Below are 17,561 nucleotides of genomic sequence, written 5' to 3'. Positions count from 1 at the left end.
AATGCGCCTTGTAAGCTAGTCACAAAGCAGTTTTGACTGTTTTCGGAGATGTCTAATGATGTACGCTCTACAATAGCAGAGGCTCGCTGGAATCCTTCTAGACGAGGGCGTACACTGCGCGTTACTTGTCATCATCCAGCAGTGGATTTGGTTATACAGGAACACGTTGAACAGGCCAATTTGGTTCTCACTCACATTCTTCGGCAAGTAGAAGAGAAAAGAGTAGAGATGGAGGTATTGGTTGGCTTACCAATGCACGTATCGCCAGATGGAGTTATCCCTGAGAAGCAAAATGGTGTAGCAGTTTATCAAACACCACACGTTAATTTCCAGCTTGCCCATGATGAAGTGCGCGAACTGCTGATGGGAGAACAGCTTTATGGGGACCCTCGGTTAGCAATTCGTGAGTTATACCAAAATGCTCTTGATGCTTGCCGTTACCGTGAGGCAAGGCTGAAATATCTTAAGCAGACAGGAAAATATCAAGGACAAGACGAGACATGGGAAGGACGGATCACCTTTTGTCAGGCAAAGGATGAGGAAGGACGAGAATACATTGAATGTGAAGATAATGGCATTGGTATGGGAATGCAGCATCTTTCCCAGTGTTTTGCTCGTGCAGGTCGTCGTTTTGCTGATTTTCCAGAATTTATTGAAGAACAAGCAGAATGGTTGAAGTGCGATCCGCCGATTCGTCTCTATCCAAATAGTCAATTTGGAATTGGGGTATTGAGTTATTTCATGTTAGCTGATGAGATTGAGGTAGAAACTTGTCGATTAAATCATCAGGGTAAACCCGGACAGCGATTACAAATCAAGATTCCAGGGAGTAGCGGTCTTTTTCGGATGCAGGATTTGGGGGGAGGTAGAAATTCAGGAACAAAAATCAGGCTTTATCTCAACTTAACTCATTATCAAAATAAGCCTATTTCCTGTCTTGAAATTCTCAAACAACTGCTATGGGTGGCTGATTTTAAAACTGAAGTGAAAGAGTTTGAAAAGCAAGAAATTTGGCAATCAGGGCAATTACGACATCCCGAACTTTCTGATGATTGTTTTATTAATGCTAATCATCCGGATTTATGGTGGATTACAGAAAAAGGACGTATTTTATCTGATGGTTTGGTAACTGAAGAAACACATCCCTGTATTGTTGTTAATCTGTCTCGTTGCCGTCGTCCTAAGTTAACAGTAGACCGTAAGAAGATTGTCGATTGGGATAAAAATTGGGCTAAAGAGGAATTGATTAAAGGTTGGGAATCTTTGTTTAGCTGGTCTTCTTTATCTATGGAATGGTTATGGGAACTGGAAAAATCAGAAGTTTATGTGGCTGAACATATTGTAAATTTTTTGATTCAAAATAACATTTATGTAAATACTAAAGTAAAAATTAGTTACTCCGAATCCCCTCAGACAAAAATTAATCTTGAGGAAATTGGATGTTTTTTTATTGATAAAAAGATAGGAGAATATCTAGATTCACGACAATATAACAATACAATCTATGGAAAATTACATTCTCATCATGAACTTATTTGGCAAAATTATAAAAATGAAAACTTTATATCTTCTTCATCTCTCATATCTTATCCAGTACCACGTCCCGGAGATGCTATTGCTTTATTGTTGACTACTGACTTAAAAGCCAAAGAATTAACAGAACTTAAATTTACAAATTTTTTCTTTCTCATTCATCTGATTCAATCTGCTTTAATACTAGATGAATCATTAGCTAAAACCTTCACAAGATTACAAAAATTTTCACATTTAGGACTAAAAATACCAAATATTGATGTGGGTATCTTAGGTGATCTTCGTGCAAATTCAGAAGATTTAATCTTATTATCTGTAAATTTAGATGCGAGAAATCCTTGGTTAGAAAAAGAAGTATTTATTGGTCATTTAGCTTGGATAGCTATACAATTAAATAAACCAATAGCTAAAATTTATAAGCGATTAAAGCTATTTTCTCCTCTAGGACTTAAATTACCTAAAATTAATTTAGAATCGTTAAATAATTTCATTTTAAACCAAGAAGATTTATTTCTTCTTTCAGAAAAACTAAATAGCAAAAGTCCTTGGATAAAACAAAAAGTATCACCAATTCATATTCTAAAAATAGCTCATAAGCTAGATATATCTATTGCTTTTGCACTACGAGAACTACAAAAATTTATACCTTTAGGATTTGAATTACCAGAAGTAAATCTAGATTTATTTGAGCATATTAAGGTAACTCAAGAAATATTGAGCTTTTGCTCAACAGAAAAAAATGGTAGAAGTTCTATAGTTGAAAATTATGTTACTCTACTTGATATATTACTCAATCTTAATTGGTATGAGGAATTTGAAGAGTTTATTGATGTTGAAGATGAAGATATTGCAGACTACTTTCACGAATGGTTAGTAGATGAAGTAACTCGAATTATAAAAATTATAAATTGTTTTGTCCCTTTAGGAATTGAATTGCAACAAGTTGAGTTTGATTATCTAAACAATCTAACTTTAAAAGATTTACAGAGACTTGAGCATTATTTATTGTATGGAGAATTTAACTGGTATGAAGATAATCCACTACTCATTCATTTGCTTGAAGCTAGTTGTTCGTTAAATGAACCAATAGCTGAAATATTAAAATCTTTACAAAAATTTGCATCATTAGGACTAGAGATTCCAGAATTGTCTATAGACAATATAGGAAATTTTGTTGTCACTTATGAAGACTTTGACTACTTATGTATCTATGAAGATGGAACGGGTACAGATTGGTTGACCAATGGTTTTTTAGAGCCTGCACACATAGAAATTATTGAGTATAGATGGCAAAATATGTCAATTTCTGATTTCATAAAAGACATGCAGAGATATATACCTTTAGGAGTCAAAGTACCGAAGAAAATTCCAGAAAATATAGACAATATAACTAATATAGATAAATTAATATTGTGTGAAAATTTTTTTGAAGAAAGTCCTCGTATAGAAAAAGTTTCTCTAATTCATATTCTTCGCTCTGCATATTGGCTTGATGAAGCACTTGGTAAAACAATAGAACGATTTCAAAAATTCCTTGCCGTGGGTGTTGCAGGTCTTGAAATCCCCAAAAATATTCCTGAATCTTTAAGTAACTACAAGGTTACATACGATGATTTAAAATTACTATCTGAAGATTTTAACTTGGAGGGTGACTATCGTGTTACTTCAGGAAAATGGCTGACCGATAAAGTTCTTACACTTCATATTATTCAAGCTATAGTAAAATTAGAAAAATCTGGTACAGAAATTGTCAATAGATTACAAAGATTTGTCCCTTTAGGTTTAGATGTTCCTCAGATATCTCTAGAAATTTTAAGTAGTTTTATTCCATCTCAAGAAGATATGATTGTTTTCTCACGGAATTTAGATAGTAATGCTCCTTTCTTTAAAGAAAAGATACCTAATTGGCAAATCGTTCGAGCATCGGTTGAGCTTAACAAAACTGTAGCAGAGACTCTTAAACAAGTACAAAAATTTATTCCTTTAGGAATAGAAGTTCCAGAAACTAATTCAGAACTTTTAGATTATTTTACTGCCAATCAAGATGATATTATTACCCTATCCCAAGACCTCGATCAAAATGAGCCTTGGTTAGAAAATGAAATTAGTTTAATTCATATTTTACGAGTTTCCATGTCGCTCAAAAAACCAGTAGCCACAATTTTAACAAGATTACAAAAACTTACACCGCTAGGATTTAAACTACCTAAAATAGATCCAAGATTATTAGGAGATTTAATAGTCACCCAAGCAGATTTAGTCGCTTTATCTGAAGACTTAGATGCAGCATCTCCTTGGATTAAAGGCAACGTTTCTTCTTTTCATATCCATTGTGCTTCTCAAAGATTAAATGAACCTGTTATAAGAACATTAGAAAGATTACAAACTTTTTCTTTAATACTCAATTTACAATTACCAGAAGGCGATCGAGAGACTTGGTGAAATTAATAATTCATTGCGATCAAATCCTTTATAATCTTGAAATTTAAGTTACAGCAAACTCAGTAAGTTTCCTCATCTCTAAAGGCTGAATGCCAATACAATATCACTAGCTGGAACACCTAACTGCATTAACTCTGTTGCCATATCTTCCTTCGTATAATTTTCCTCAATGTAAATCTTTTCATTCTTAATGCGGATATAAACGGAAATCCCTTTAAGTCTTTTCCCTTTTTTATAACCAATATTAAATCAAAGATACTGACTTCTTTCATCATCAAACATTAATGGCATGAATAAAATAAATCAGATAAAAAGAAAGAGATAGAGAGGGCAAAAGCCCTACTCTAAAAATAACACTATTTCACTTCAGTGAACTCTTTCTTAAGTTTAGACAGGCAGCGGATCTATAAAAATCCCCGTTTGATACAATTACCTACTTTGCTGCGGTAGGCATACCCAAAATATTCTCAATGCTCGGCATTTCTTCCAACGGAATCACGCGCCCTTCATCCTCAAAGCCGACGATTTTATCAAAGTTCAAATACCGATACAAATCATCTGCAAAAGGATGAATTCGACTCGCCACAATATCCAAATATTCCTGCACTGTGGGAAGCCGCCCCAGCAGCGCACAAACTGCGGCTAATTCTGCTGAACCAAGATACACTCGCGCATCTTTACCCATGCGATTATTAAAGTTGCGGGTAGAGGTAGAAAACACTGTTGTGCCATCAGCAACTCGCGCCTGATTACCCATGCACAAGCTGCATCCTGGCATTTCTGTACGCGCACCCGCAGCCCCAAAAACGCTATATACACCTTCTTCTTTTAATTGGTGTTCATCCATGCGCGTTGGTGGTGCTATCCACAAGCGAGTTTTCACTTCACCTGCGCCTTCCAAAACTTTTGCTGTTGCCCGATAATGACCAATATTCGTCATACAAGAACCGACGAATACTTCTTGCACTGGATCGTTAGCAACTTCCGATAATAACTTAACATTATCGGGGTCATTGGGAGCAGCAACAATTGGTTCTTTGATTTCGTTCAAATCAATTTCAATTATTTCGGCATACTCGGCATCGGTATCGCCTTCTAATAACACGGGATTTGCTAACCATTCTTCCATCTTTGCCACACGGCGCAGCATGGTACGCGGATCATGATAGGCCCGTGCGATCATATTTTTCAGCAGTGCTACGTTAGAACGCAGATATTCCGAAATTGTCTCTACACTCAGCTTAATTGTGCATCCGGCACAAGAACGTTCGGCACTAGCATCGGTGAGTTCAAATGCTTGTTCAACTTTTAAATCAGGCAAACCTTCTATTTCCAAAATTCGCCCGGAGAAAACGTTTTTCTTATTCTGCTTCTCTGCTGTCAGCAAACCTTTTTGAATTGCCACGTAGGGAATGGCGTTCACAACATCCCGCAGGGTGATACCTGGTTGCAATTCACCTTTAAATCTTACCAATACTGACTCTGGCATATCTAAAGGCATGACACCCAAAGCTGCTGCAAACGCCACTAATCCAGAACCGGCGGGAAAGGAAATACCCAAGGGGAAGCGGGTGTGAGAGTCGCCGCCAGTTCCCACGGTGTCGGGTAGCAGCATCCGGTTTAACCAAGAGTGGATAATACCATCACCGGGACGGAGGGCGACACCGCCACGAGAAGCAAAGAAATCAGGGAGTTCGTGATGGGTTTTGATGTCTACTGGTTTGGGATAAGCAGCAGTATGGCAGAAACTCTGAATCACTAAGTCTGCACTGAAACCAAGACAGGCGAGTTCTTTCAATTCATCGCGGGTCATGGGGCCTGTGGTATCCTGGGAACCAACGGTAGTGATGATTGGTTCGCAGGATGTGCCGGGACGCACACCAGGTAATCCGCAAGCTTTACCTACCATTTTCTGTCCTAGGCTGTAGCCTTTGCCTGTATCAAGGGCTTGCTGAGGACGAGTGAAAACTGTGCTGGGTTCTAAACCAAGTGCAAGACGGGTTTTGTCTGTGAGGGTACGTCCGATAAGTAGGGGGATGCGTCCACCTGCACGAACTTCATCGAGGATGGTGTCAGGTTTGAGGGCAAAGGTGGAAATGACTTCGCCTGCTTCGTTTGTGATTTCGCCTTTGTAAGGATGGATGGTAATTACCATGCCGGTTTCTAGTTTGGTGACATCGCACTGAATAGGCAAAGCACCGGCATCTTCTGCTGTGTTAAAGAAAATAGGCGCGATCGCACCACCTAAAACATAACCCCCAGCGCGTTTGTTTGGCACAAAAGGTATATCATTTCCCATGTGCCACAATACCGAGTTGATGGCAGATTTCCGCGAGGAACCAGTACCAACTACATCTCCCACGTAAGCTACAGGATGCCCTTTTTTCTTCAGTTCGGCAATGGTTTTCAAACTTCCCGGTTGCCGTGACTCTAACATCACTAAGGCGTGTAAGGGAATATCTGGGCGAGTTGTGGCGCTTTGGGCGGGCGATAAATCGTCGGTATTGGTTTCTCCAGGAACTTTAAAAACGGTGACAGTAATCGCTTCTCTTAGTGTAGGGCGAAGGGTAAACCATTCAGCTTCCGCCCAAGAGTCAATCACCCGCTTGGCGAAAGGATTGGTTTTAGACAACTCTAAAACATCGTGGTAAGCGTCATACACTAAGAGGATTTTGCTTAAGGCGTTGGCGGCGTAGGCGGCGATGGGTTCCTTTCCTTGTCCGCCCATCACTAGAGGTGTTTCAGATGAGTCTGAGAGGGATACGGTGGGCCATTGCAGCAAATCGATTAAAGCTTGCACGTTGTAACCACCTATCATCGTCCCTAACAATTGCACCGCTTCTATGCGCGAAATCAAGGGACTGGTGATTTCTTTTTTAGCAATGGCGGTGAGAAATCCAGCTTTGACATAAGCTGCTGGATCGACACCAGGAGAAACGCGATCGCTCAATAGATGTAATAATATATCCTCTTGACCCTTGGGCGGATTTTTCAGTAATTCACATAATTCTGAGGTTTGTTTCGCATCCAATGGTAAAGGGGGAATACCGAGTGCTGCTCTTTCAGCAACGTGTTTACGATATGATTCCAGCATTTTTATGTTCTCCATTGGGATTTTCTCCCTTCAATTATGAAATATTTTTAGGCAATACTTGGCTATAAAAGTTTAGCTTACTTTTATTACTGAAAGCCTTACTGGTAATCGGTTATTAGCAAGTTTTTTTTATACTGAAGGTATAGTTTCAAAAGTATTAGGCGAATAGAATTCGCTACTACACAAACAAAGTCCACCTCCGTGGACTAAGAGGAAATCAAGGATTTTTAACCCACGGAGGTGGGTTTTGTCTGTATAGCCGTGACTTCTAGTCGCCAGGTCTAGTAATAATGAATTAGATTGATTGTTGGTTTAACCAAGTTTCTAAATCAGCAACACTAGAAAAGTCTAGCAATGCTTCTCCTAAATTCTCTAATTGTTCAATCGATAAGCCTTGAATTCGCTCGATTAGTGACATATCCATCTCACCAATACGGCGATTGAGTTGACGTATAACTAGACGTTGTTCTCCTTGTTTATTTCCTTCTTGTATAGCTTGTTCTCTGCCTCTTTGATAAAGTGGTTCTAGTCGCATAATTAACTCTTTATCAATCGAAATGAATTAGATTGATTGTTGGTTTAACCAAGTTTCTAAATCAGCAACACTAGAAAAATCTAGCAATGCCTCTCCTAAATTCTCTAATTGTTCAATCGATAAACCTTTAATTCGCCCGATTAATGATGCATCAATTTCACTAATACGGCGATTTAGTAGACGCAGTATTAAGTCTTGTTTTCCTTCTTGCCTTCCTTCTTCTTTGGCTTGTTCCCTGTCTCTTTGATAAAGTGGTTCTAGTCGCATAATCAACTCCCTATCATCTGCTTCTAATTCTTGGTTTACTCTCAAGTTTTCGCGCAAGTTGTAAACTAATTCAAGAGTTTGTTTCTGGTATGGATGATTTAATGGTAACGCTTGCAACTCGATAATCGCTTGTGACTGCACATTTCCCCTTCCTAAAAGCCTCAACCATAATGTCTCTGGTGTTTGGGGTAGTTGGTGTATCGCTACAATTGCTGTTCGCAAGGCATCTGGGAGAAAATGCACTCCTGATAACCAACCTGTTTTTTGCATAGTTCCAAAGCTAGACAATCTAGTTTCAGAGATTGTTGGAGTAAGAACCCACAATTTTGGAATTTCTAAATCCTGAAGTTTAGTTTTATTTGCCTTAGCTTCTCGTCGCAGGAGAGCCTTTATTTCTAATAATTTTAGAATACAGTCGCAGATTTCATCAGTAGAAGCTGGATTGCGGTATGGCTCTATAATTGCAGGCTGTTCAGCAAATCTTCCTAGCAAACCCAGTATTTGTATATTATAACTTTGCTGTTTGGCAGGAGTGAATAAAACATCTATTTCTTTAATTTCTCCTGATACTTTTTCTGATGCTTTAACTTCTCCGTAATCTTTTAGTAGTTCTTCTAGATAGTCCTTGGCGAATTTATCATGGATAAATCTGGTCATTCAATTTTAAGATTTCGGAAGTTCTAGGTTAATGCAAAGTCTTATTATATAGGAGTCCTGAATCATTCGTGATGAAATAGATCCCCGACTTTTCAAATAAGTCCGGGATATGGACACCTTTAATTTTCACAGATACCATTCTAAAAGAGTTAAAAGCACATTCTATAAGCCTTTTGACTTTTGACACTTCGACTCCTTTCGGCTGCGCTCAAGGCAAGTCGCTCAGTGTTAACTTTTGACTTTTGACTTCCGCGTAGCGGTACTAGGCAGTTATTGCATTTTCATCTGATGTTTTATCTGTGTTAGATTTTAAGCGTGTCAATCTGCTTTTACGGATACGTTCGCTGTCTCTAACGCCACCTGCAAGTTCATATTCATTGCTGTTTTTGCCGTACTTGAAACCAACCCCCATCAGCATTTTGTCTGAAACCTGACTTAAGGTTTTTTCCATCTCATCCAGCTTTTTTCTAGAAGAGTCAATCATAGCTATAGCAGCGTTATACTCATCAAGCATATTGTGAAAATTGTCTATTAATTGAGTCAGGTTTTGCAAGTTGTAAGTATCATCCAAATTGATCTTTGGATCGATAGCTTTCAGCCCGGCAACTCTAAATTCAGCTTTTTATAAAATCCGGGAACTACGTTTTCTTCGAGTCATCATTTTACACTTTTAAAAGCTTTACACAGCTATTTTGCCTCAATTAGCCTGGATTCTGGTTCAGCAAAAAGCGCATTTTTTTAGTAAAAGTTTTTATTTATGCCCGTGATTTCTCGGAATTTAATCATCAAAGGTTGATTTTCAGCCAAATAATATTATGTTTAAGCAATAGACAATAGAGCACAGCATTGCTGTGCCCCTACGAATAGTCTGTATTCCATGCAATTGAGAACCGCTATCAGCGATCGCTTTAACTTTAAGCCTTAATGTTGTAACCTTAAGCCTTTATGTTCTAGCTCTAAGGCTTAATGTTGTAACATGAAGGCTTAAATTTATAACCTGAAGCCTTAATGTTGTAAGTTTAAGGCTTTATGTTCTAGCTCTAAGGCTTTATGCTGTAACCTTAAGAGTCAACATTGTAACATTGATGACTAAAGTTTGTTGGTAAGTGCAACCATCGCTACAGCCCCGTTAGGGAAGTCAAAAGTCAAAAGTCAAAAGTCAAAAATAATAATTGAGTTTTGGTATACTTTAGCTCTGAAAGAAGCAAAAGAAACAAAATACTGGTTGAAGCTGTTAATTAAATCAGAAATGATGAGTGAGGCACAAGTTAGAAATATTTTAGATGAGTGTGAACAATTAATTAAAATTATTGCCAAATCAATTGTAACGACTAAAGCAAACCTAGGAAAATAAACCTTTGACTTTTGACTTTTGACTTTTGACTTCCCGTCAGGGCGTGTTACAGTTTACAAGTCTCGATGCGAGAGAAGAGAACCCACCCCAACCACACCACCACCCCACACAACTCCCCTAACCCAACCACAAACAACCTCTTCCTCCTACCGCTTAACACGGGGAGGTGTCCCTTAAGTGCTGAGGTGTCAAAATTTACGTTCTCCCACATTATCCAACTACTATTCACTCTCCATCCTACGCGATCGCCAAACTTCTCCCAGGCTTTTTCGTAATAGTTGTCGTCAGCTTTACCGCCAACGCTCAAGTAAATATCCTTCTGGACGCTGAAGCCAAAGTGTCCATTGCTGTATTTTACCCACAAGCGGTCAATTGTGCGTAAGTCAGTGCAAGGAAAATTTAAGAGTTCGTCTTTCTCAAACCAGTCGCCATTTTTTCTGCCTACAGCTTGAATTATCACCCGATAGGTTTCTTCGTCGGCTTCCTTCCAGTTTTTTGCTGCTAGTAGGTTGCGTAGTCTGGTGTAGTCTATGCCTTTTTCCGAGGATAGGTTATCTGTTTGAATAGATTGAGACTGGGTAGTTGCTGGTTCTTGGTTTGATATATTTTTTGGCTGTCTCCCTGGCTTTATCCCAGTAATACCCCATTCCAATAAAGATAAAGCACGCTCATCACCAATGCTTTCAGAGAAACAGACCCATCTAAATTCTTCCAAAAAAAGTAAGTTTTCAGGCAGTTGATCAACACCAGGAAGCAAGACAGGAATTACAGGAATATTTCTTTTGACACACTGATTAATTAGGGATCTCAATTCCCAACTTTGCCAACGTCCTAAACCACGCACACCAAAGAAGATAGCAGCAGATTTAACTAGTGGAATCGCCTGTTGGATTTCATCTTGAAATGGTCGTCCTGGTCGAATTTGCTCATCGTCTATCCACGGTTCTAAATTACGCTGTCTCAAGGCTGCTGCAATGACTTGAACTTCTGGTTTATCCAGACTATTGTGAGCAAGAAACACATCAAACATAGGCTGTTGCATTTATCACTCCTCCACAGCCGCAATTACCGCCAACGCCTTTGCGTAATCTTCCAACCCACCGCGCAAAGCTTCCAACTCACTTCGCAACTTCGGTTCCTCCGACCAACTCTGCTCATGTTCCTTGGGACTCACCCCCAAAGGTCGTCTAGCTTCCCACGCTTGCAACAACGGATGCCATTTAGCCAAAAACGGCCTTAACCCATTATTCAACACTGCGATCGCAATTCCCCCCACTGAATCACGAGAAGCACCCACATCCGGCCCGGCGGCTTTGAGAACTTCGCGGGTTGTACCAAATAAACTATAAAGAGAGTTCATCGCTTCTCGTACCAAACCCTGGTCAACTTCTAATGGTTGCACAGCAATGCGCGTCACCAATTCCACATAAAGCGACCAAGCCGCCTTCTTTTGTGTGGTGTCAACTTTCCAAGACATCGAACCAATGCCAAAAGGCAGACTTACAGATACAGTCTCTAAAGAAACGCGATCGCGCATATTTTTTATAGTAAATTTAACTAATAATTCGATTGATTATAGTAATTAATGTGACTAGTTTACAAATTATTTGCTATAACATCAGGATTTAACCTAATATTTATAGGAAAATCTGGATATTTTTAACTAATTCAGATAGGATAATAAATTTGTCTATTGCATCACACTTCCTTTGTATATGCCTAAAACTTACACCGTAGAAATTAATCACCAAGGTAAAATTCATACTTTGGAAGTTCCCGAAGATGAAACCATCTTATCAGTTGCCGATGCTGCTGGTTTGGAACTGCCAAGTTCTTGCAATGCCGGTGTTTGCACAACTTGCGCCGGTCAAATAAGCCAGGGAACTGTTGATCAAGCTGATGGTATGGGCGTTAGTCCAGATTTACAAAAGCAAGGTTACGTATTGCTTTGCGTTGCCAAACCCCTTTCTGATTTGAAACTTGAGACAGAAAAAGAAGACATAGTTTATCAGTTACAATTTGGTAAAGACAAATAATTAGTAAACAGTAAAGCGCTGGCGACTAGAAGTCGCGCGCCAAGTGCTTCAAGTCGGGCATTGCCCGCCCAACGCACTGGCTTGGCTACACAGACCAAACCTGCCTCCGCAGGTTCAAAACCATTAATTTTTTCTTAGTCCACGGAGGTGGAAGAGAGTTTGTGTAGTAGCAAATTGTCTTCGCCTAATACTTTTAAAACATCATTTCAGTACTGATATCAGCTATTCTAGAAACTACAAATCAACAGGATTTACCAAGATGACGACTCATTTTATTACCGCAGAAATTGATTTACAAGAAACTCCCGCAGAATTACTAGAAGTAATTGAAACAGAGTTAAAGAAAAAAGGCGAACCTCTGCGTTGGGCTGTTACCTCTGTGGATGTTAATGAACAAAAAGCTACAGTTGAAGCCGTGGTGACTACACCTAAGAGTTAGGAGTTAGGAGTTAGGAGTTAGGAGTTAGTATTTGATGGCTTTTGATTCATAAACTCATCACTCATAACTCAGCACTCATAACTTAAAATGAATCGTCCATATACAGCTATCTTAATTGTACCAACTGGCGTTGGGGCTGCCATTGGGGGTTATGCAGGAGATGCTTTGCCTGTTGCCAAAGTTATAGCACAGGTTTGCGATCGCCTAATTACTCACCCCAATGTCCTGAATGGCGCAAGTTTGTACTGGAATCTCCCTAACGCTTTCTATGTTGAAGGTTACGGACTTGACAAATTCGCCTCTGGATGCTGGGGTTTACGCCCAGTCCGCACTAATAAAGTAGGTTTGCTTTTAGACCAAGGCATTGAGCCAGAGTTACGGCTACGACATATACAAGCCGCCGATGCAGTGAGAGCAACTCTAGGATTGACCTTAACAGATTATGTAATTACTGATGCACCATTAAATGTAGAAGTACGGACTACAGCATCGGGAGCTAGTTGGGGGACAATTGGCAACCCGGATAGTTTATTACGGGCAGCTGAGATATTAATTAAAAAAGCGGGGGCAGAAGCGATCGCAGTTGTTGCCCGTTTCCCCGATGATATGGATGAGGAGGCAGTACAAAAATACCGCCAGGGTGAAGGCGTCGATTCTCTAGCGGGTGCAGAAGCCGTAATTAGCCATTTGCTAGTGCGAACCTTTCAAATTCCTTGCGCCCATTCTCCCGCCCTTTTGAGCGAACCTCCACAACCTGATTTATCTCCCCGTTCCGCCGCCGAAGAATTGGGCTATACCTTTTTGCCCTGCGTCCTTGTCGGATTAAGTCGTGCCCCACAATTTATAGTAGAGAGAGGAGCAATCGGATCGCAGCAAGAAGATATTTGGGTAGATGAAGTGGATGCTGCGATCGTACCTGCAACTGCTTGTGGTAGCAGTGCTTTACTGAGTTTAAGCCAAAAACGATGCCAAATAATTACAGTAGAAGAAAATAAAACTCTGATAAAAGTTCCTCCCCAACCCTTGGGGATCAAATCTATACAGGTAAACTCATATTTAGAAGCAGTAGGTGTATTGGTAGCACATAAAGCAGGCATCAATCCCTGCGCTCTCCGTCCCACATTATTACCTTTGCAGTCAGTAGTTAAAAGTTAGGAGTTAGGAGTTATGAGTTGTTATCTCCCTCATCTCCCTCATCTCCCCCTGCCCTCTCCCCCTAAAACCCGTGATTGAACAACAAAAGCAAGAGCCAGAAATTCCATACCTGACGCGCATCCAAGTACTTGGGGCGATGGGAGCGACTGCAATCATTTTGTTGATAGTCGCCAAACTTTCGTTATACTTTGGCAACTTTTCCCTATTTTCTTGGGACTTTAACCAAAGAGAGTTGCTGCTAGGTGTAGGGTTGGGGTTCGTTATCACTGCGTTAAGTGGCTTAACTTATCGCCTGTGGACTGCCTATCGTAAAAGTGCAAATTATTACCTAGAAGTGGTACTGAAGCCTTTAGCTTTACCAGATTTAATTTGGCTGGGGTTGCTACCAGGGTTGAGTGAAGAATTATTATTTAGGGGTGTGATGCTGCCAGCTTTAGGCTCCGATATTACAGCTGTAATTGTATCCAGTCTTTGCTTTGGCATTTTGCATTTTAGCGGTTCCCAACAATGGCCTTATGTAATTTGGGCCACGATTGTCGGGATGATATTGGCATATAGCGCCCTGCTCACGGGCAACTTGTTAGTGCCGATTGTCGCTCATATTATTACCAATTGGATTTCTAGCTATTTCTGGAAAATGGGGCAACTGGCGGCAATTAAAAAATAAACCTTGAGCTTGCTCTTTCTTAGGGAACATTGCTCATGGGTGTCAATTTAAGGTGAAAGCCAGTCTATAACGCTCTTCTATGACTCTGAAGAGAGAATAATCCAAGCGATTAGAAATCGCGGCTACACAAACTCTCGTCCGCCTGCGCGGACTAACGCCAAAATAGGGTTTCAAATTTAATCTGACGAGAGTAATAAAAGAGCGATAAGCAGCTTTTAGAGATTGTCTCGTTCCCAGTCTCTGACTGCAAATACCTATGGGGGCTTAGATGTTAGTAAAAATACTTTTCAAACATCCTGTTAACAGGATGTTAAACCTTAGACCTCTTGCAAAAATCCTTGAATCACCCCTCCCCAACCCTCCCCTTGTGAAGGGGAGGGGGCAAGATTTCAAGTTTCCCCCCAATATATCGGGGGGATTAAGGGGGGTCTATTCGACTTATGCAAGAGGTCTGTTGTACTTAGATTTGCTTCATAAGCAAGCTGTTAGAGAAGCCACTGTTGCGGGAAAACTAAACCAAGTCCCTGTATTAAAAACAATGGAAATATCTAGTTCTTGTGCAGTTTTTACAGAAAATCATAATTTTTCTTATCTCTTTAAAGAATTTGCAGTCCAGGCAACAGTTTCCGATTTTTCTGAGATATGTGAGCTTTTTAAAGTCGCTGTTGAGTACTATAGAAACAAAGGAATTAAACAATGGGAGAAAGGTTATGATTTAGGGAAAATATACCAGAATATTATAAAAGGAGAGACTTTTGTAACTAGAAATGAAAGTGGAGTTTTGTTATGCACTTTTGCAATTTCTAAATTATTACCTGACTATTACCCTGAATACTTGAAAAGCGACTCTAATATTTTGAGTATTAAAAGTTTATGTACAGATGTAAAAATAAGAATTTTCATAGGTAGAGAAGTTTTTTCAAGAATAATTCAGACTGCTATTAATAACCATATTTCTAAAATATATTTAGACTTTGTTGTAGATAATCCAACTTTAGAATATTACTATAAAAGATATGGCTTTAAAAGTATAGCAATAGTCAAACATCCAACCTATCATCAAAATATGGCTATTATGGTGTTGAATAATTTAGGTTGAAACTTGCTAAAGATATTTTGCAAGCCGTCATTAGTGAACTAGAACAAAAAGATCAATTCCCCAAGTTTTGCGGGTCTGGTTGCGTTACCGCAGTGAGAAATACTTTGGATCGCACCGAACGCCACCGAAGTCACGCCAGGTTCAGTAAGAGAGTTTTATCACAATTTCTGCTTAGTTTTGGGGCATTGGTTACATTGGATAACATCAGAAGTTGACAACTGGTCTAATTTATTGTTGTAGCTGGGCAAAAGTTCAACTTTTTTTACTTTCTAGTTAGCCAATTGTGCGTTGCAATGCTTCGATACGTCCATGAGGGCGCTGTGCTGCACCGGACTATTAACCAGGAGACTACAACAATGATGAAAGCTGAAGATATCATGACCAAAGACGTAGTTACCATTCGTGGTTCGGCAACTGTTGCTGAAGCGGTGGGGCTGATGAAGGATAAAGGATTGCGGGCACTGGTTGTGGATCGTCGCTATGACAATGATGCTTATGGCATTGTCACAGAAACAGATATTGTTTATAAGATAACAGCCTACGGGAAAGATCCAAAGCAAGTGCGGGTTTACGAAATTATGAGCAAGCCCTGCATTGTGGTCAATCCTGATTTGGGTGTGGAATATGTAGCGCGGTTATTTGCTAATACTGGTATTCATCGCGCACCTGTGATTCAAGGCAAGCTGTTGGGCATCATCTCGATTACCGACATTTTGACTAAAAGCGACTTTGTGGAAGCGCCAAAAGCGCTACTGCTGGAGGAGAGAATTCAAAAAGCAATTGAGCAAGCTCGTGCTATTTGCACTGAACAAGGTGCTTATTCTAAACCCTGTGCAGCTGCCTGGGATGAGGTAGAAGAACTTCAGGCAGAAGCAGCTCATCAGAAAGCTGAGGGGATGATATCAGCTAAAGTTTCTTTTGAAGAATACTGCAAGGAAAACCCCGATGCACCACAATGTCGAAATTATCACCCGTAATTGAAGTGGGGGGATGAGGGAGAATATATAGACATCTGGTGAAAAAGAATGTAGAGACGTACCACTGCTATGTTTCTACAAGGGTTATAAATAACGCATATTTAATTTCACCAGATGTTTAATATTGTTTGTCTACTTCCGCATCCCCCTCAATTTACCGTCTGGCAACTCGCATCAATAAGAATAGACCTATTCCCAAAAAAAGAAAGTTGGGCAACCAAGCTCCCATAAAGGGAGAGAGGACACCTGCTTGTGCGATCGCCCCACTAACAAAGAATATTAAGTAGTACGAAAATATAACTACGACACTAATCCCAAAGCTTGTACCTCTCCCCGTTCGCTGGGGTATGCTTCCCATCGCTGCACCTACCAAGCCAAAAACCACGCATACAAAGGGCAAAGAGATTTTTTGTTGAATCCGCACTTCAAGTTTACGAATTTTTTGGCGATCGCCACCAAGATTTTCCACTTCTAATTGATTTAGTGCTTCAGAAATATTCATCTCACCATAATCGCGGCTTTTTTCTGCCAGACTTAATGGCGTGCGCGGTAGTTGCAGTTGTTGGTGTTCAAATTTGACGATATTGCGATAAGAGCGATCGGCAGCAACAAAATAGATTGTACCGTTGTAAAAATCCCAGACATTTTGAGAAGGATTCCACTGAGCAGATTCTGATACCACAATTTGATTCAGATTTTTTGTTGAGCGATCTATAATTGTCAACCCTGTCATCCGCTTACCATCAAATTGGTCGGCGTAAAACAAGCGTGTCAATATCCGATTCTTAGAGCCATCTGGCTGGGCAACATCCTGGTATTCAGGATAGAAAATATTTTGCTGTTTAAAAGTTGGCTTGTCTGATTTCAGGGCTTTCTCTAAAGTCATCGCCGCTTGATAATTTGCTGCTGGTGCAATTTCTTCGTTAAACACAAATGTCATTCCTGTGACTACAAGACTTAACATCACAGCAGTTAGCACCATGCGATAGACACTGACGCCACAACCACGCAGGGCAATTAGTTCGCTCTCGCTAGAAAGACGACTGTAGGTCATCAAAGTAGCCAGCAGCGTAGACATGGGGAAAGCTAAAACGATAAAATTGGGAAATTTTAACAAAAAAACTTGAATAGCAATGTCTATGGGTAGCCCAGATTCGACAATTTTTCTGACGAGATCGAATACAGCATCAATGGTGACGCCAATTGATGAAAAAGCTCCGACACCAAAGAAAAACGGCGCTAACAATTCGCTGGCAAGGTAGCGATCCATGATCGTAAAAGGCAGCAGCGAATAGAGACTGTTGAA

At 40.0% G+C, this 17,561-nt stretch carries 15 protein-coding genes and 1 pseudogene; 8 read left to right on the top strand and 8 right to left on the bottom strand.

All coding sequences use genetic code 11. The features are described from left to right. The first annotated feature begins 48 nt into the window (after positions 1–48). Complete coding sequence (locus HWQ40_RS12160) at positions 49–3,975, top strand: hypothetical protein (protein WP_292778013.1); 3,927 nt, start codon at positions 49–51, stop codon at positions 3,973–3,975. 78 nt (positions 3,976–4,053) lie between these two features. Here HWQ40_RS12160 and HWQ40_RS12155 read toward each other — a convergent pair whose 3' ends face one another. The 5 genes and pseudogenes from HWQ40_RS12155 to HWQ40_RS12135 all read right to left on the bottom strand — a co-directional run bounded on the left by HWQ40_RS12155 (position 4,054) and on the right by HWQ40_RS12135 (position 9,099). Next, entirely contained in the window at positions 4,054–4,167 is a 114-nt protein-coding gene (locus tag HWQ40_RS12155; RefSeq protein ID WP_292778035.1) for an element excision factor XisI family protein, read from the bottom strand. Between the two features lie 241 nt (positions 4,168–4,408). Further along, positions 4,409–7,069 (bottom strand): bifunctional aconitate hydratase 2/2-methylisocitrate dehydratase, encoded by a 2,661-nt coding sequence (gene acnB, locus HWQ40_RS12150; RefSeq protein ID WP_292778034.1) that lies wholly within the window; start codon positions 7,067–7,069, stop codon positions 4,409–4,411. A 295-nt stretch (positions 7,070–7,364) separates the two neighbouring features. Further along, positions 7,365–7,625: pseudogene (locus HWQ40_RS12145) on the bottom strand (DUF4351 domain-containing protein); the annotation flags it as partial. A gap of 6 nt (positions 7,626–7,631) precedes the next feature. Next, positions 7,632–8,528 (bottom strand): DUF4351 domain-containing protein, encoded by an 897-nt coding sequence (locus tag HWQ40_RS12140; RefSeq protein ID WP_292778012.1) that lies wholly within the window; start codon positions 8,526–8,528, stop codon positions 7,632–7,634. Positions 8,529–8,790: 262 nt separating this feature from the next. After that, on the bottom strand, positions 8,791–9,099 hold the full coding sequence (locus HWQ40_RS12135; protein WP_366933969.1) for a hypothetical protein: 309 nt from the start codon (positions 9,097–9,099) through the stop codon (positions 8,791–8,793). Positions 9,100–9,627: 528 nt separating this feature from the next. Between HWQ40_RS12135 and HWQ40_RS12130 the strand changes: the two genes are divergently transcribed. Further along, positions 9,628–9,882 carry a four helix bundle protein gene (locus tag HWQ40_RS12130; protein WP_292778010.1) on the top strand — a complete coding sequence of 85 codons (255 nt, stop codon included), beginning with the start codon at positions 9,628–9,630 and terminating at the stop codon, positions 9,880–9,882. Between the two features lie 46 nt (positions 9,883–9,928). Here HWQ40_RS12130 and HWQ40_RS12125 read toward each other — a convergent pair whose 3' ends face one another. Beyond that, positions 9,929–10,924: a GUN4 domain-containing protein gene (locus HWQ40_RS12125; RefSeq protein WP_292778009.1), complete on the bottom strand. Its 996-nt coding sequence runs from the start codon at positions 10,922–10,924 to the stop codon at positions 9,929–9,931. A 3-nt stretch (positions 10,925–10,927) separates the two neighbouring features. Next, positions 10,928–11,419 carry a hypothetical protein gene (locus tag HWQ40_RS12120; RefSeq protein ID WP_292778008.1) on the bottom strand — a complete coding sequence of 164 codons (492 nt, stop codon included), beginning with the start codon at positions 11,417–11,419 and terminating at the stop codon, positions 10,928–10,930. Positions 11,420–11,597: 178 nt separating this feature from the next. On the opposite strand from HWQ40_RS12120, the gene HWQ40_RS12115 reads away from it, so the two are divergent. From HWQ40_RS12115 to HWQ40_RS12090, 6 genes are all read left to right on the top strand, one after another. Next, positions 11,598–11,918: a 2Fe-2S iron-sulfur cluster-binding protein gene (locus tag HWQ40_RS12115; protein ID WP_292778007.1), complete on the top strand. Its 321-nt coding sequence runs from the start codon at positions 11,598–11,600 to the stop codon at positions 11,916–11,918. Between the two features lie 259 nt (positions 11,919–12,177). After that, the gene (locus HWQ40_RS12110; RefSeq protein ID WP_292778005.1) at positions 12,178–12,357 is read left to right on the top strand and encodes a hypothetical protein; all 180 of its coding nucleotides are present in this window, start codon (positions 12,178–12,180) and stop codon (positions 12,355–12,357) included. 87 nt (positions 12,358–12,444) lie between these two features. Next, complete coding sequence (locus HWQ40_RS12105; RefSeq protein WP_292778004.1) at positions 12,445–13,512, top strand: DUF3326 domain-containing protein; 1,068 nt, start codon at positions 12,445–12,447, stop codon at positions 13,510–13,512. 70 nt (positions 13,513–13,582) lie between these two features. Next, on the top strand, positions 13,583–14,179 hold the full coding sequence (locus HWQ40_RS12100) for a CPBP family intramembrane glutamic endopeptidase (RefSeq protein ID WP_292778003.1): 597 nt from the start codon (positions 13,583–13,585) through the stop codon (positions 14,177–14,179). 268 nt (positions 14,180–14,447) lie between these two features. Continuing rightward, entirely contained in the window at positions 14,448–15,278 is an 831-nt protein-coding gene (locus tag HWQ40_RS12095) for a hypothetical protein (RefSeq protein ID WP_292778002.1), read from the top strand. 356 nt (positions 15,279–15,634) lie between these two features. Beyond that, positions 15,635–16,255, top strand: coding sequence for a CP12 domain-containing protein (locus HWQ40_RS12090; protein WP_292778001.1), 621 nt, complete (start codon positions 15,635–15,637; stop codon positions 16,253–16,255). Between the two features lie 154 nt (positions 16,256–16,409). On the opposite strand, the gene HWQ40_RS12085 is transcribed toward HWQ40_RS12090, so the two are convergent. Then, positions 16,410–17,525 carry an LptF/LptG family permease gene (locus HWQ40_RS12085; protein WP_292777999.1) on the bottom strand — a complete coding sequence of 372 codons (1,116 nt, stop codon included), beginning with the start codon at positions 17,523–17,525 and terminating at the stop codon, positions 16,410–16,412. Between the last annotated feature and the right edge of the window lie 36 nt (positions 17,526–17,561).

Origin of the sequence: Nostoc sp. NMS9 (assembly GCF_017114995.1) — a bacterium.
Classification (GTDB): domain Bacteria; phylum Cyanobacteriota; class Cyanobacteriia; order Cyanobacteriales; family Nostocaceae; genus Nostoc.
Note: the sequence above shows the minus strand (reverse complement) of the source record. Positions and strands in the feature narration are given on the sequence as shown.

Excerpts from the sequence above, each read along its gene's own strand:
- HWQ40_RS12125 (WP_292778009.1), bottom strand. The coding sequence starts at position 10,924 with ATGCAACAGCCTATGTTTGATGTGTTTCTTGCTCACAATAGTCTGGAT.
- HWQ40_RS12095 (WP_292778002.1), top strand. The coding sequence starts at position 14,448 with ATGTTAGTAAAAATACTTTTCAAACATCCTGTTAACAGGATGTTAAAC.
- HWQ40_RS12105 (WP_292778004.1), top strand. The coding sequence starts at position 12,445 with ATGAATCGTCCATATACAGCTATCTTAATTGTACCAACTGGCGTTGGG.
- HWQ40_RS12120 (WP_292778008.1), bottom strand. The coding sequence starts at position 11,419 with ATGCGCGATCGCGTTTCTTTAGAGACTGTATCTGTAAGTCTGCCTTTT.
- acnB (WP_292778034.1), bottom strand. The coding sequence starts at position 7,069 with ATGCTGGAATCATATCGTAAACACGTTGCTGAAAGAGCAGCACTCGGT.
- HWQ40_RS12090 (WP_292778001.1), top strand. The coding sequence starts at position 15,635 with ATGATGAAAGCTGAAGATATCATGACCAAAGACGTAGTTACCATTCGT.
- HWQ40_RS12115 (WP_292778007.1), top strand. The coding sequence starts at position 11,598 with ATGCCTAAAACTTACACCGTAGAAATTAATCACCAAGGTAAAATTCAT.
- HWQ40_RS12110 (WP_292778005.1), top strand. The coding sequence starts at position 12,178 with ATGACGACTCATTTTATTACCGCAGAAATTGATTTACAAGAAACTCCC.
- HWQ40_RS12085 (WP_292777999.1), bottom strand. The coding sequence starts at position 17,525 with ATGGATCGCTACCTTGCCAGCGAATTGTTAGCGCCGTTTTTCTTTGGT.
- HWQ40_RS12140 (WP_292778012.1), bottom strand. The coding sequence starts at position 8,528 with ATGACCAGATTTATCCATGATAAATTCGCCAAGGACTATCTAGAAGAA.
- HWQ40_RS12160 (WP_292778013.1), top strand. The coding sequence starts at position 49 with ATGTCTAATGATGTACGCTCTACAATAGCAGAGGCTCGCTGGAATCCT.